13 protein-coding genes are annotated in these 11,745 nt (G+C 70.6%); 5 read left to right on the top strand and 8 right to left on the bottom strand.

Features of this window, described 5'->3' with window-relative positions; translation table 11 throughout:
* Positions 1-105: 105 nt before the first annotated feature.
* From RH94_RS10515 to RH94_RS10500, 4 genes are all read right to left on the bottom strand, one after another.
* Positions 106-1,248, bottom strand: a complete 1,143-nt coding sequence (locus RH94_RS10515; RefSeq protein ID WP_073947352.1) for an LLM class flavin-dependent oxidoreductase — start codon at positions 1,246-1,248, stop codon at positions 106-108.
* 14 nt (positions 1,249-1,262) lie between these two features.
* On the bottom strand, positions 1,263-1,769 hold the full coding sequence (locus tag RH94_RS10510; protein ID WP_073947351.1) for a flavin reductase family protein: 507 nt from the start codon (positions 1,767-1,769) through the stop codon (positions 1,263-1,265).
* Between the two features lie 103 nt (positions 1,770-1,872).
* Complete coding sequence (locus RH94_RS10505) at positions 1,873-2,940, bottom strand: phosphotransferase family protein (RefSeq protein ID WP_073947350.1); 1,068 nt, start codon at positions 2,938-2,940, stop codon at positions 1,873-1,875.
* Positions 2,937-3,794 (bottom strand): AfsR/SARP family transcriptional regulator, encoded by an 858-nt coding sequence (locus RH94_RS10500; protein WP_073947349.1) that lies wholly within the window; start codon positions 3,792-3,794, stop codon positions 2,937-2,939. Before RH94_RS10500 ends, RH94_RS10505 begins: the two co-directional genes overlap by 4 nt.
* Positions 3,795-3,970: 176 nt before the next feature.
* Here RH94_RS10500 and RH94_RS10495 point away from each other — a divergent pair, with 176 nt between their 5' ends.
* Together RH94_RS10495 and RH94_RS10490 are read left to right on the top strand one after the other, a co-directional pair.
* Complete coding sequence (locus RH94_RS10495) at positions 3,971-4,393, top strand: antibiotic biosynthesis monooxygenase family protein (protein WP_234425674.1); 423 nt, start codon at positions 3,971-3,973, stop codon at positions 4,391-4,393.
* A complete protein-coding gene (locus RH94_RS10490; RefSeq protein ID WP_073947348.1) occupies positions 4,386-5,294 on the top strand; it encodes an MBL fold metallo-hydrolase in 909 nt (302 codons plus the stop codon). The genes RH94_RS10495 and RH94_RS10490 overlap by 8 nt, the downstream gene beginning before the upstream one ends.
* A gap of 328 nt (positions 5,295-5,622) precedes the next feature.
* Here RH94_RS10490 and RH94_RS42975 read toward each other — a convergent pair.
* The 4 genes from RH94_RS42975 to RH94_RS10470 form a co-directional block, all read right to left on the bottom strand.
* On the bottom strand, positions 5,623-5,871 hold a 249-nt coding region (locus RH94_RS42975), incomplete at its 3' end, for a nuclear transport factor 2 family protein (RefSeq protein ID WP_234425673.1).
* The gene (locus RH94_RS10480; protein WP_073947347.1) at positions 5,868-6,848 is read right to left on the bottom strand and encodes an aromatase/cyclase; all 981 of its coding nucleotides are present in this window, start codon (positions 6,846-6,848) and stop codon (positions 5,868-5,870) included. The genes RH94_RS10480 and RH94_RS42975, both read right to left, overlap by 4 nt.
* Positions 6,849-6,885: 37 nt before the next feature.
* A complete protein-coding gene (locus tag RH94_RS10475) occupies positions 6,886-7,671 on the bottom strand; it encodes an SDR family NAD(P)-dependent oxidoreductase (protein ID WP_073947346.1) in 786 nt (261 codons plus the stop codon).
* Between the two features lie 44 nt (positions 7,672-7,715).
* On the bottom strand, positions 7,716-8,687 hold the full coding sequence (locus RH94_RS10470) for a quinone oxidoreductase family protein (RefSeq protein WP_073947345.1): 972 nt from the start codon (positions 8,685-8,687) through the stop codon (positions 7,716-7,718).
* A gap of 182 nt (positions 8,688-8,869) precedes the next feature.
* Between RH94_RS10470 and RH94_RS10465 the strand changes: the two genes are divergently transcribed.
* Genes RH94_RS10465 through RH94_RS10455 form a run of 3 tightly spaced genes read left to right on the top strand, consistent with a single transcriptional unit; the run spans position 8,870 to position 11,725 of the window.
* Positions 8,870-10,150, top strand: a complete 1,281-nt coding sequence (locus tag RH94_RS10465; RefSeq protein WP_073947344.1) for a beta-ketoacyl-[acyl-carrier-protein] synthase family protein — start codon at positions 8,870-8,872, stop codon at positions 10,148-10,150.
* Complete coding sequence (locus RH94_RS10460; RefSeq protein WP_073947343.1) at positions 10,147-11,394, top strand: ketosynthase chain-length factor; 1,248 nt, start codon at positions 10,147-10,149, stop codon at positions 11,392-11,394. The genes RH94_RS10465 and RH94_RS10460 overlap by 4 nt, the downstream gene beginning before the upstream one ends.
* A 52-nt stretch (positions 11,395-11,446) precedes the next feature.
* A complete protein-coding gene (locus RH94_RS10455; RefSeq protein ID WP_073947342.1) occupies positions 11,447-11,725 on the top strand; it encodes an acyl carrier protein in 279 nt (92 codons plus the stop codon).
* Positions 11,726-11,745: the final 20 nt, after the last annotated feature.

Raw genomic sequence — 11,745 nt, 5'->3', positions numbered from 1 at the left:
TGGATCCGTACGCCCGCTCCCGCGGCACCGGGGCCTTTCTGCTGATCGACCCGGCCGACGGCGCCACGCTCGCCGCCGGCATGGCCGGAGACCCGCGGGCCTCGCTCAGCCGGTGAGCACCGCGCCGGGCGTCGAGGCCGAGGAGGCAGTGGCGGTCATGGAGGCCGTGGCATCCGCGTCGCCGAGCTCCGGCCCGGTGAACTCCGGCATCACCTCCTGCGTGAACAGCCGCATGGTGCGCGCCGACTCCTCGTACGGCATGTTGCCCGAGATCACCTGAAGGCTGACCGTGCAGTCGCCGTACCACTCCCGGATCTGCCGCACCTGCGCCCGCACCTGCTCGGGCGAGCCGACCAGCGCCTTGCCCTCGTCGACCTGCTTGTCGAAGTCGGCGCTGTTCACCTTGGCCACGATGCGCTGGTACCCGTCGTAGTCGCCGCTGCGGGTGTGGGCCCAGGCGGACACCGCCTCCACCATCTTGGCGTTGGTGTAGGCCGAGTAGCCGCGGCCGCGTTCCCGGGCGGTGGCCGCGTCCTCGTGCAGATAGCTGCTGTAGCTGAGGTGGACCTCGCCAGCGGCCGGGTCGTGGCCTGCCTCCGCGCGGGACCGCCAGTACAGGTCGATCATCTCGCGGGTGCGCTCGGGCTTGTTGATCGAGGGCACCAGCATCAGCCCGCGTCCGGCCCTGCCCGCGGCCTCGCAGGACTCCGGGGTGATCGACGCGGCGACCAGCACCTTCGGATACGGGCGCTGAGCCGGGCGCGGCAGGAGGGTGATCGGGCCGAATCGGTGGAAGCGGCCGCTGAAGACCACGTCCTCGCCCGCCCAGAGGCGCTCGCACGCCTCCACGCCCTCCTCGAAGCGCTCACGGCTCTCGTCCATCGGTATCTCGAAAGCGGCGAACTCGTCCGGCAGGAAGCCGCGGGCGAAGCCCACATCGAGCCGGCCGTGCGAGAGGTTGTCCAGCATCGCCAGCTGCCCGGCCAGCTTCACCGGATGGGTGAAGGCGGGGATCACCGCACCGGTGATCAGCCGGATGCGCCGGGTGCGGGCGGCCGCGGCGGCGAGGAAGGTCACCGGGTCGGGGCTGTAACCGCCGTAGTCGAAGAAGTAGTGCTCGACCGTCTTCACATGGTGGAAGCCCAGTTCCTCGGCGAGAACAGCCAGGCGCAGCGCGTCGTCGAAGTGGTCGACCGCGCTCTTGTCGGCGGGCCCGGTGGTGGGGAAGAGGTTGATTCCGAACTTCATGGCTTCTCCGGGGCCTAGGGGGTGGTGACGAGTCGGTGCGCGGACGGGGTGTCGTACGTCCGGCGGTAGTACGTCAGGGGCGCGGCGTCCGGTATGTGACTGCCGTGCTCGATGCTGCCGACGAGGATCCAGTGGTCGCCCACGAGATCGGCGGTGCGCAGCCGGCACTCGGCGACCGCCACGGTGTCCCCGGTGAGGACCGGGGCGCCACAGGCGTGCGGTGACGGGGTCCAGGCCGTCCCGGTGAACTTGCGTTCGTCGGAGGAGGCGAAGCGGTCGGCCAGCGCGCCGCGGCCCGCGGCGAGGAAGTTGACCGCGAAGCCCTTCGAGCCGAGGATGGCCGGCAGGGTGTGGGATTCGCTGTCGGCGCACACGAGCAGCAGGGGCGGGTTCTTCGACACCGCGGTCACCGCGGTGCAGGTGAACCCCTTCGGGCCGTCAGTGCCCGCCGTGGTGATCACGGCGACGGAACTGGAGAGTGCTCCGAAGATTCTCCGGAACTGTTCGGGTTCGACAGGCATGGACGCTCGCCCCCAGAGGTGTGGCCTGAGATCTGGACAAGGACTGAACCCGTTCAGCGTGTCAGGGGCGTCTGGAGCGCAGGTCGAGGGCGGATGGCCGCGGTCAGGAGGAGCCGGTGATCCGGGCCAGCGCCCGCCCTAGTTGTGCCTTGGCGTTGGCGTGCAGGGCGAGGGGAACACCGGGCGGCATCACCCGCGCGGCCAGCACGATCCGCTCCACTCGGCTGGTGACGAGCGCGAAGCGGAAGCCGGCGAGGATCTCGTAGTAGGGAAGAGGGGCGAGGGGGCGGCCGATGAGTTCGCCGTAGCGCTGCACGGTCTCCTCGTGCCCGGGCAGTCCCGCGAGCCGTCCGGCGCCGATGCCTTCGCTCAGGAACCGGTCCATCCACAGGAACCATCCGAGGTCGACCTCGGCGGGCCCGAGCCCCGTCATCTCCCAGTCGAGCAGTACCGCGGGCCGCAGGTCCTCCCCGTAGACGATGTTGCCGAGCCTTGCGTCGCCCCACAGCAGTCCCGGCGGGCCGGGTTCCGCGGGCAGGTGTGCGCGCAGCCAGGACAGCGCCGACGAGAGCACGGGGTCACCGGCGCAGCCGAAGAACTCCATGTGCCGTTCGTAGTAGTCGAGTTGTTGGGTGGTCCCGGGCGGTCCGCCGTCCGGCGGCGCCACGAAACCGAGGCCGAGCCGGCGGGCGTCGACCCGGTGCACCTGGCTCATCGCATCCATCGACGCCCACCACAGGCGGGCTCGGTCCTCGGCCGGCAGCTCGGCGATCCAGCCCTGCCGGTGGTACGAGGGGAAGTCCGAAGGGACCTGACCGGGGATCAGGTCCATGACGAAGAACGGACCACCGAGCAGGCGCGCGGAGGGTTCGCAGTGGTGGACGGCCGGGACCGGGACGTCGGTGTCCCGGCCGAGGACGCGCAGCAGCTCGTACTGTTCGGCGATCCGCGGCTCGGGGTAGACCCGGGTGTCCCACGGTGCCGCCTTGACCACGAACTTCCGCTCGGTGCCGTCGGGTTGCTCAGTCGTCACGAACAAGGTCAGTCCGGCGAAGCCGGTGGCCGTGGGCCGCTCGGCGCCGGTGATCCGCAGACCGCTGAAGGGGGGCACCCCGGCCAGGGCCTCGGCGTACGCAGAGCCGGGCGTGGCGTGCTGTGCCCGGGCGGTCACCGCCGTACCGCTTCCAGGCTCTCCGAGGCCCCGTGGGGGTCGAGGAGGTCGAGCGAGAGGGCCGCGTCACGGGTGGTCTCCACGCTGAGCGCCGGATTGGCGGCGAGTATCGCCGTCTGCAGATGGCGCAGCCGGGGCGAGGGCTCAAGGCCCAGCTCGTCGTTGAGCTTCTCGCGGAGCGTGTGGTAGACGTCCAGGGCCTGTGCCACGCGTCCCGACCGGTACAGCGCCAGCATGTACTGGGCGTGTAGGTTCTCGTGCGTCGGGTGGTCGGCCGTCAGCGCACGCAGCTCGCCGAGCAGCCCGTGATGCAGACCGAGGCGCAACTCCGCCTCGACACAGCGCTCGAACGTGGTCAGCCTGGTCTCCTCCAGGCCCGCGATCCGCGCCTCCAGGCGCGGCCCGGCCGGCACGTCGACCAGCGTCGGTCCCCGCCACACCGCGAGAGCGGCGCGCAGCGCGGTGGCCAGCCGCTGGTCGTCGCCGGACGCCTGGGCGGCGCGGGCGTCGCTCATGTGCCGCTCGTAGTGGTGCAGATCGAGGCTGCCTGGCTCGACGCTGATCAGGTAGCCCTGGTGTTTGGTGACGAGGATCTGCTTCGGCTGTTCGGGAGTCGTGACCGAAGGACAGCCGGCCAGCGCCCGCCGGATGTGCAGCACATAGGTGTGCAGTGTCTGTACCGCACTGCGCGGCGCCCGCGTCCCCCACAGCTCCTCGATGCATATCGAGGCCGGTACGGGCGTATTCGCGTTGAGCAGCAGTAGTGCAAGGAGTTGGCGCGTCTTCGGCGCGGATGGAAGATGCGAAACTCCGCCGTCATTCATGACGACAGGACCGAGAACTCCGAATTTCACGAGGTCTCCTCAGGAAGATGATGTCCGGTGCATCCGAGAACGACCAAGACGCTAGCAATCTGCTCGGACAGATGTCCACGGTCGAACTAATGCTTTGGCCACGGCGCTTGGCGCCACCGGACGTACCGGCCGGCCGAATTTATCGGGAGACTCAATGAAATCCCAGGTGAAGAGCGATGGAGGCGTACTCGCGCATAGGGAGTGACGAGATCTTTTCCATGCGTTCTCACTTGGCCTTCCAGTGGTTGCTCCTAACGTTTTCAGGGTCGGACACCCTCCGGATGGGAGTTACTTCTGTGGTTGTTTTCATGAACCGCCTCACGATGATCGGGGAGCCCTCAGAGTTCGAAAGGATCTACGCGGAGATCGGGAAAATAATGAGCGCCCGCCCGGGCCTCATCCGATTCCGGCTCGTGCGCTCCACCAAGGAGGCGGACGTCTACTTCAACATCGCGGAATGGGAGTCCGAGAAGGCGTTCCAGGACGCCCTCAAGACGCCCGAGTTCCGCGCCCAGTTCGAGCAGCTGCTGCCGATCATCAAGGGTGACCCGCATGTGTGCGAGGTCGTTCAAGAGGGTTTGCCGGCAGTCCATGCCTGACCTTGGCCTGGAGCGGGTCGCCGACGGCGTGCACGCGTGGGTCCAGCCCGATGGCGGCTGGTGCCTGAACAACGCGGGTGTCGTCGTCGGCGACCGTTCCGTTCTCCTCGTCGACACGGCGGCCACCCGGGCCCGGGCGGAACGGCTGCGCGACAGCGTGCGCGGCCTGACCCCGCTGCCCGTACGGACCGTCGTCAACACCCACCACCACGGCGACCACACCCACGGGAACCTCGTGTTCTCGGACGGTGCGGTCGTCGTCTCGCATGAGCGGACCCGCGCCGAGATGGCGGAGCGCGGACTCGCTCTGACCCATGTGTGGCCCGACGCGAACTGGGGCGACCTCAGCGTCGTCCTGCCGGACCTCACCTACACCGAGTCCCTGTCCGTGCACCTCGGTGAGGGCCGGACCGCCGAGCTGCTGCACCCGGGCATGGCCCACACCACCAATGACACCGCGGTGTGGCTGCCCGACGCCGGGGTGCTGTTCGCTGGCGACCTGCTGATGTCGGACTGCACCCCGTTCGCCCTGATGGGCTCCGTGCGGGGGCTTGTGCGGGCCGTCGGCCGGCTGCGCGCACTGGGGGCCCGCAGGATCGTCTGCGGTCACGGACCGGTGTGCGGGCCGGAGGTGTTCGAGCTGACCGAGGCATATCTCGCTCGGGTCCTCGACCTCGCCGCGTACTGCGTACGACGCGGTACGGACCCGCTGACCGCCGCCCGTGACGCGGGCTACGGCGAGTTCGCGGAACTGCGCGACCCCGAGCGCCTGGTGGCGAACCTGCGCCGGGCGTGCGCCGAACTGGAGGGTGCTCCCGAAGGGGCGTACCTTCCCTCGGCTCCGGTGTTCCACGAGATGGTGACACTCAACGGCGGACGCCCCCTGACCTGCCTCGCCTGAGGCCGGCCGGGGGGTGTCGCTCTGGGAACCGCCGCTTTCGGAGTGCCGCTACCGGGGCGCCGTTGCTGTACCGCCGTGCGTCACGCCGTCGTGCGTCACACCGCTCCGTCGTGCTCCACCAGGCGATGGCGTATCCGCAGTCGGCCGTCCTCCCCGCGTACCAGCAGGTCCTCGCCGGGAGCGCTCAGGTGCGGCCGTGGATCGCCGCCGTCGGGGATCTCGAACACCAGGGCGTAGAACCGGCAGCGCCAGGTGCCGGGCTCCTCACCCTCGTCCACGATCAGCATCCCCAGCCAGTGGCGCCGGGTCACCGGGCGTGCCGCGAGCNGAGCCGGTCCAGACCGGCTCGCATCCGCGCCACGATCTCCGCGCGGCCACGCCAGGGCTCCGGTTTGACGTTCTGCTCGAAGACGCCGTCCTCGGTGAAGGTCTCGGCCCACTCCTCGGCCCGGCCCTCGTCGAGCAGCCGCATCTGCCGGGCGTAGAAGTCCTGGACCTCGGCCTGGATCTCCAGCGACGCGGGCCGCAGCGGCCTGGCGGTCTCCACGGGCGCGTCCGTCCGCACGGGCGCGGTCATGACGCCTCCACCAGGGCGGCACGGGACTCCGCGTACGTCTTGGCCAGACCCAGCGTGGCCAGGCTGTTGGTGCCCAGCGCCTTGCGGACGTACGCCTTGGCGTCGGCGAGCGTGCTGTCCGCGCCGAGCACGGTGGTCACCTTCTCGGGCCTGACCGTCACCGTGTGCCGGGACGTCGCGACCACACCGCCGCCGGCCTCGGTGAACGTCCACCGGCCGGTGTGCGCGGCCAGCAGCCCGGGCAGGACCAGCTGCTTGTAGACGATGAAGTCCGGGGCGAAGCTCAGCCGGACCGAACGGGTGGTGTGGATCGAGCCGTCCGGCGCCCGGGTGTCCATCTCAAGGACCTGCACCCCGCCCGGCTGCTCGGTGAAGTCGACCCGGGCCACGTGCGGAAGGCGCTCCTGCCAGGCGTCCGCCCGGTCCACGAAGGCGAACAGGTCGGCGACCGAGCCGGCCACCGTGACCGAGTCCTCGAACGAGAAGGTCACGGGCTCGCCGCCCGACACGGCGTTCTCCACGACGTCCTTGAGACGGGCGAGCTCGGCCGTGCTGTTGTTCTCGACGGCCCGCGCGATCCACCGCTGGTGCTCCGGGGAGTCGTCCACGGCGCGGTAGTCATGGGTGAGACGTACGAGCGTGCCACCGTCACCGGACGGCTCGACGAACCAGTCACCTCCCATCGCCGCCACCGGGTGGGCGCTGAGCCGCTGCCGGAAGCCGATCCGCAGGTTCTGCGGATCGAGGGTGCGGCGCGAGGTCCAGTCCTTCACCTCGCCGTTGGCCTGCGCCCACAGATGGATCAGTTCCTCGCTCGTACCGTCGTCGTGCGAGGTGCTCTCCAGCACCTCCGCGTGCACGGTCGGGGTGAACGCCGCCGGCCATCGGGTCACATCGGCGATCACCGCGTAGACCTCGGACGGCGGCGCGTCGATCAGGACGGTGTGTTCGGTGTGGTGCTCCACTGCTGCTGACATCTGCTGCTTGTCCTCTCGCTCCTCGACTTCGGCGCGGTCAGTAGCTGCCGAGTCCGCCGCAGACGTTGAGCGCCTGCGCGGTGATGGAGGCCGCGACGCCGCCGGCCAGGTAGCGGACCAGGCCCGCTACCTCCTCCGGCGTGGAGTAACGGCCCAGCGGGATCTTGGCGTTGAAACGCTCCTGCACGTCGTCGACCGTGGTGTCCCAGGCGGCGGCGTAGCCCTGTCGGACCCGTTCGGCCATCGGGGTCTCGACATAGCCGGGGCACACGGCGTTCACGGTGATCCCGGTCTTCGCCAGCTCCAGGCCCACTGCCTTGGTGAAGCCGACCACTCCGTGCTTCGACGCCGAGTACGGCGCGCCGAGCACCACACCCTGCTTGCCACCGGTGGACGCGATATTGATGATGCGGCCGCGGCCTCTCTCCCGCATCCCGCCGGTGCCGAGCACCTCGCGGGTCGCCCAGAAGACGCTGTTGAGGTTGGTGGCCATGACGTCGAGCCACAGTTCGTCGGCGATGTCGGCGGTGACCCCGCCGCCGCTGCGGCCGGCGTTGTTGACCAGGACCCCGACGGGGCCGTGGCGTTCGGCGGCGGTACGGACGAAGTCGTGCACCGACGCGGGGTCCCGCACGTCCGCGGCGACGCCGTCGGCGTCGATCCCCTCGTCGAGCAGTGTCTTGACGGTGGCGTCGACGTTGTCCTGCGTCCGGGCACACAGGAACACCCGGTGGCCGTCCTGGCCGAGGCCGCGCGCGACCGCCAGTCCGATGCCGCTGGTGGCACCGGTGACCAGAGCGAGGCGCTGAACCGTTTCGGGCATGATGGTCCTTCCGTTTGAAGTACGGACGTCGGTGGCCGGCCGGGTCACGGCCGGAGCAGGATGCGGCCGAGCTGGGCGCGGTCCTCGATGATCCGGTGGGCGGCGGCGGCCTCGGTGAGCGGCAGTTCGGCGTGCACGTGCACCTTCAGCCGGCCCTCGGTGACATGGCCGATCAGCTCCTGCAGACCGGTCCGGATGTCGTCCGGGCGGTGCTGCCACCACTGGTCGAGGCCGCAGCCCACGACGTGCTTCATCGGGATCAGTCGCATCGCCGGGATCTGGGGCAGGGTGCCGCCGGAGGCGCCGTAGAAGACGAGCCGGCCGAACGGCTTGAGCACGTCCAGGCCCGAGAGCAGGATGTCGCCGCCGACACTGTCGAGGATGACGTCGGTGCCCTCGCCGTCGGTGGCCTTGAGGACCTCGTCGGTCCAGCCGTCCGTGCTGTAGTCCACGACGACATCGGTGCCGTGCTCACGCGCGAACGCGGCCTTCGCGGGCGAACCGACCGTACCGATCACCCGGCCCGCCCCGTAGTGGCGGACCAGCTGCGTCATCAGGTGCCCGATCGCCCCGGCCGCCGCGTGCACGAGCACGGTGTCACCGGGCTGGATGCGCGCCGTCTTCAGCACGCACAGCGCGGTCTGCGCGGGGGAGGCCAGAATGCTGGCCTGGGCCGCGTCGAGACCGTCCGGCAACGGGGCCAGGAACGTGGCGTCCGCCAGGACGAAGTCCGCGTAAGCGCCGCCCATCACGGGCGCCGCCACACGGTCGCCGACGGCGACGGTGGTCACCTCGGCGCCCACCTTCTCGACCCGTCCGACGACATCGCCGTTCGGGGTGGCCGGCAGCGGCGGCGGAAACGGTCCGGTGCCCCTGCGGCGCTGCGTCTCGACGAAGTTCACGCCGATCGCCTCGGACTTGATCAGGACCTGTCCGGGGCCGGGGGAAGGCACCGGGGCCTCCTCGACAGCGAGGATCTCGGGGTCCCCGTAGTTGTGGTAGCGGATGGTCCGCATGCGTAGCCTCCATGGGTGGTCTGCGAGCCTCACCGGACCGTAGGGCGGCGTACTGGAGGCTCGCTCGCCGTCCCGTGGAGAGCAGTGGGCGGGAAACGGCGTGCAGTGTCTCTCCAGCCCGGCTCCATGACCCGGTGCCACCGTCGAAGCACCAACGACGGGTAGCAACGGGAGGAGTACGGATGACTCGACGAGTCGTCATCACGGGGCTGGGGGTCGTCGCTCCAGGCGGAATCGGCGCAAAGGCTTACTGGGACGTGCTGGCGAACGGCCGCACCGCCACCCGCGCGATCAGCTCCTTCGACGCCTCCCGGTACCGGTCGCGGATCGCCGCCGAGTGCGACTTCCACCCGGAGGAGGCGGGACTGACCCCGCAGGAGATCCGACGGATGGACCGCTCCGCGCAGTTTGCGGCCGTCGCCGCCGACGAGGCTGTGGCCGACAGCGGTCTGCTCTTCGCGGACCTGCCCCCGCACCGCACGGGCGTGTCCATCGGCACCGCGGTCGGTTGCACCACCAGCTTGGAGGAGGAGTACGTCGTCGTCAGTGACGGCGGCCGCAAGACCCTCACCGACCACCGCTACGGCGTACCCCACCTCTACGACTACCTGGTGCCCAGCTCGGTCGCCGCCGAGGTCGCCTGGCGGGTCGGCGCGGAGGGACCGGTCAACACCGTGTCCACCGGCTGTACGTCCGGTCTGGACGCGGTCGGCCACGCCGCCGCGCTGATCCGGGAGGGTTCCGCGGACGTCGTGGTCGGCGGCGCCACCGACGCCCCGATCTCACCCATCACCCTGGCCTGCTTCGACGCGATCCGGGCGACCTCACCGCGCAACGACGATCCGGCCCACGCCTCCCGCCCGTTCGACCGGAGCCGCAACGGCTTCGTCCTCGGAGAGGGCGCGGCCGTTTTCGTCTTCGAGGAGTTGGAGCACGCACTGCGCCGCGGCGCGCACATCCACGCGGAGGTGGCCGGCTTCGCGACCCGCAGCAACGCCTACCACATGACCGGACTGCGCTCCGACGGCGCCGAACTGGCCCAGGCCGTCACCGCGGCACTCGCCCAGGCCCGGGTCGAACCCGGGAAACTCGACTACGTCAACGCGCACGGATCCGGGACCAAGCAGAACGACCTGCACGAGACGGCCGCCATCAAGGCGAGCCTCGGCGCGCACGCGCGGACCACACCGGTCAGCTCGATCAAGTCGATGATCGGTCACTCGCTGGGCGCGATCGGTTCCCTGGAGGTGGCCGCCTGCCTGCTGGCGATGCGTCACGGCCTTGTACCGCCCACCGCCAACCTCCATGACCCCGACCCGAGTTGCGACCTCGACCATGTGCCGCTGGCCGCGCGCGAGACGCCGGTCCGTTCGGTGCTCAGCACCGGCAGCGGCTTCGGAGGGTTCCAGAGCGCCGTGGTCCTGACCGGCAACGGCACCGAGAGAGGAGGACTCGCTCAGTGAGCGGCACCGCATTCACGACGGTCGTCACCGGCGTCGGTGTGGTCGCCCCCAACGGCCTCGGCACCGAGGAGTACTGGGCGGCGACCCTGCGCGGGGAGAGCGGCATCCGCCGCCTCACCCGCTTCGACCCCGCGCAGTACCCCTCCCGGCTGGCCGGCGAGGTCACCGGCTTCGACCCGGCCGCACACCTGCCCGACCGGCTCCTGCCGCAGACCGACCACATGACCCGGCTCGCGCTGACCGCCGCGGACCTGGCGATCCTCGACGCGGGGGCGGGCCCCGAGGAACTGCACACCTTCGGCGCGGGCGTGGTCACTGCGAGCGCCTCCGGAGGCTTCGAGTTCGGCCAGCGCGAGCTGGAGAACCTGTGGAGCAAGGGCAACGAGTACGTCAGTGCCTACCAGTCCTTCGCCTGGTTCTACGCTGTCAACACCGGCCAGATCTCCATCCGCAACGGTATGCGCGGCCCGAGCGGGGTTCTCGTCGCCGACCAGGCCGGCGGACTCGACGCGGTGGCGCACGCCCGCAGGCAACTGCGCGGCGGAGCCTCCCTGATGGTCACCGGTGGCGTGGACTCGGCGCTGTGCCCGTGGGGGTGGACCGCGCAGATCGCCACCGGGCTGCTCAGCACCTCGGAGGACCCGGCCCGTGCCTTCACCCCCTTCGCCGACACCGCGAACGGCTATGTGGCGGGGGAGGGCGGGGCCATCCTCGTCCTCGAACCGGAGGAGTCGGCCCGCGCCAGGGGAGCACGCCCGTACGGGTCGGTCGCCGGGCACGCCGCCACCTTCGACCCGCCCCCCGGCAGCTCCCGCGGCCCCGCCCTGCGGGCGGCGATCCTAGGGGCCCTCGCCGACGCCGGATGCACGCCCGGTGACATCGACGTGGTGTACGCCGACGCGGCCGGCCTTCCCGACAAGGACGCCGCCGAGGCCGCGGCGCTCTGCGAGGTCTTCGGCCCGCACGGCGTCCCGGTCACCGCCCCCAAGACGATGACCGGGCGGCTGTACTCGGGCGGCGGGCCGCTCGACCTGGCCACCGCGTTGCTCGGCTTCCGGGACGGCGTGATTCCGCCGACGGTAAACGTGGCCCTGCCCGACCCGGCCCACCGCATCGACCTGGTGACCAGGGAACCGCGCGCCGTGCCCACCCGCACCGCGCTCGCCCTGGCCCGTGGGTACGGCGGCTTCAACTCTGCGATGGTGCTGCGCGCCCCGGTCGCTCGCCGCACCCCGCACCAGTGAACCTCCCTCCGCGCCGGAGGGCCAGTTCCGACAATTCACCGGAGGAAAAGCCATGACAGCACAGGAGTTCATCACCCTTCAGGACATCGTCCGCGCCCTGCGCGCCGCCGCAGGGGCGGGGGACGGCATCGACCTGGACGGGGACATCGCGGACGTGACCTTCAGTGAGTTGGGTTACGACTCGATCGCGGTTCTCGAGACCGTCGGCGCGCTGGAGCGCGAGTACGGTTTCAGCATGGGGGACGAGGCCGTTCAGGAGGCGCAGACGCCGGGGCAGCTGCTCCGCCTCGCGGTCGAGGCCGCGGGCGGTGTGGCCGGTCTGGCGGCCTGACCGCGGTGAGGGACAGGGCC

Origin of the sequence: Streptomyces kebangsaanensis, from assembly GCF_001906585.1 — a bacterium.
In the GTDB taxonomy this organism is placed as follows: domain Bacteria; phylum Actinomycetota; class Actinomycetes; order Streptomycetales; family Streptomycetaceae; genus Streptomyces; species Streptomyces kebangsaanensis.
The sequence above is the reverse complement of the archived record's forward strand: the minus strand, read 5'-3'. Positions and strand labels throughout refer to the sequence as shown.

Bases quoted from the DNA above. Each gene is read 5' to 3' on its own strand.
- RH94_RS10490 (WP_073947348.1), top strand. From the start codon at position 4,386: ATGCCTGACCTTGGCCTGGAGCGGGTCGCCGACGGCGTGCACGCGTGG.
- RH94_RS10475 (WP_073947346.1), bottom strand. From the start codon at position 7,671: ATGCCCGAAACGGTTCAGCGCCTCGCTCTGGTCACCGGTGCCACCAGC.
- RH94_RS10465 (WP_073947344.1), top strand. From the start codon at position 8,870: ATGACTCGACGAGTCGTCATCACGGGGCTGGGGGTCGTCGCTCCAGGC.
- RH94_RS10510 (WP_073947351.1), bottom strand. From the start codon at position 1,769: ATGCCTGTCGAACCCGAACAGTTCCGGAGAATCTTCGGAGCACTCTCC.
- RH94_RS10455 (WP_073947342.1), top strand. From the start codon at position 11,447: ATGACAGCACAGGAGTTCATCACCCTTCAGGACATCGTCCGCGCCCTG.
- RH94_RS10470 (WP_073947345.1), bottom strand. From the start codon at position 8,687: ATGCGGACCATCCGCTACCACAACTACGGGGACCCCGAGATCCTCGCT.
- RH94_RS10495 (WP_234425674.1), top strand. From the start codon at position 3,971: ATGGAGGCGTACTCGCGCATAGGGAGTGACGAGATCTTTTCCATGCGT.
- RH94_RS10515 (WP_073947352.1), bottom strand. From the start codon at position 1,248: ATGAAGTTCGGAATCAACCTCTTCCCCACCACCGGGCCCGCCGACAAG.
- RH94_RS10480 (WP_073947347.1), bottom strand. From the start codon at position 6,848: ATGTCAGCAGCAGTGGAGCACCACACCGAACACACCGTCCTGATCGAC.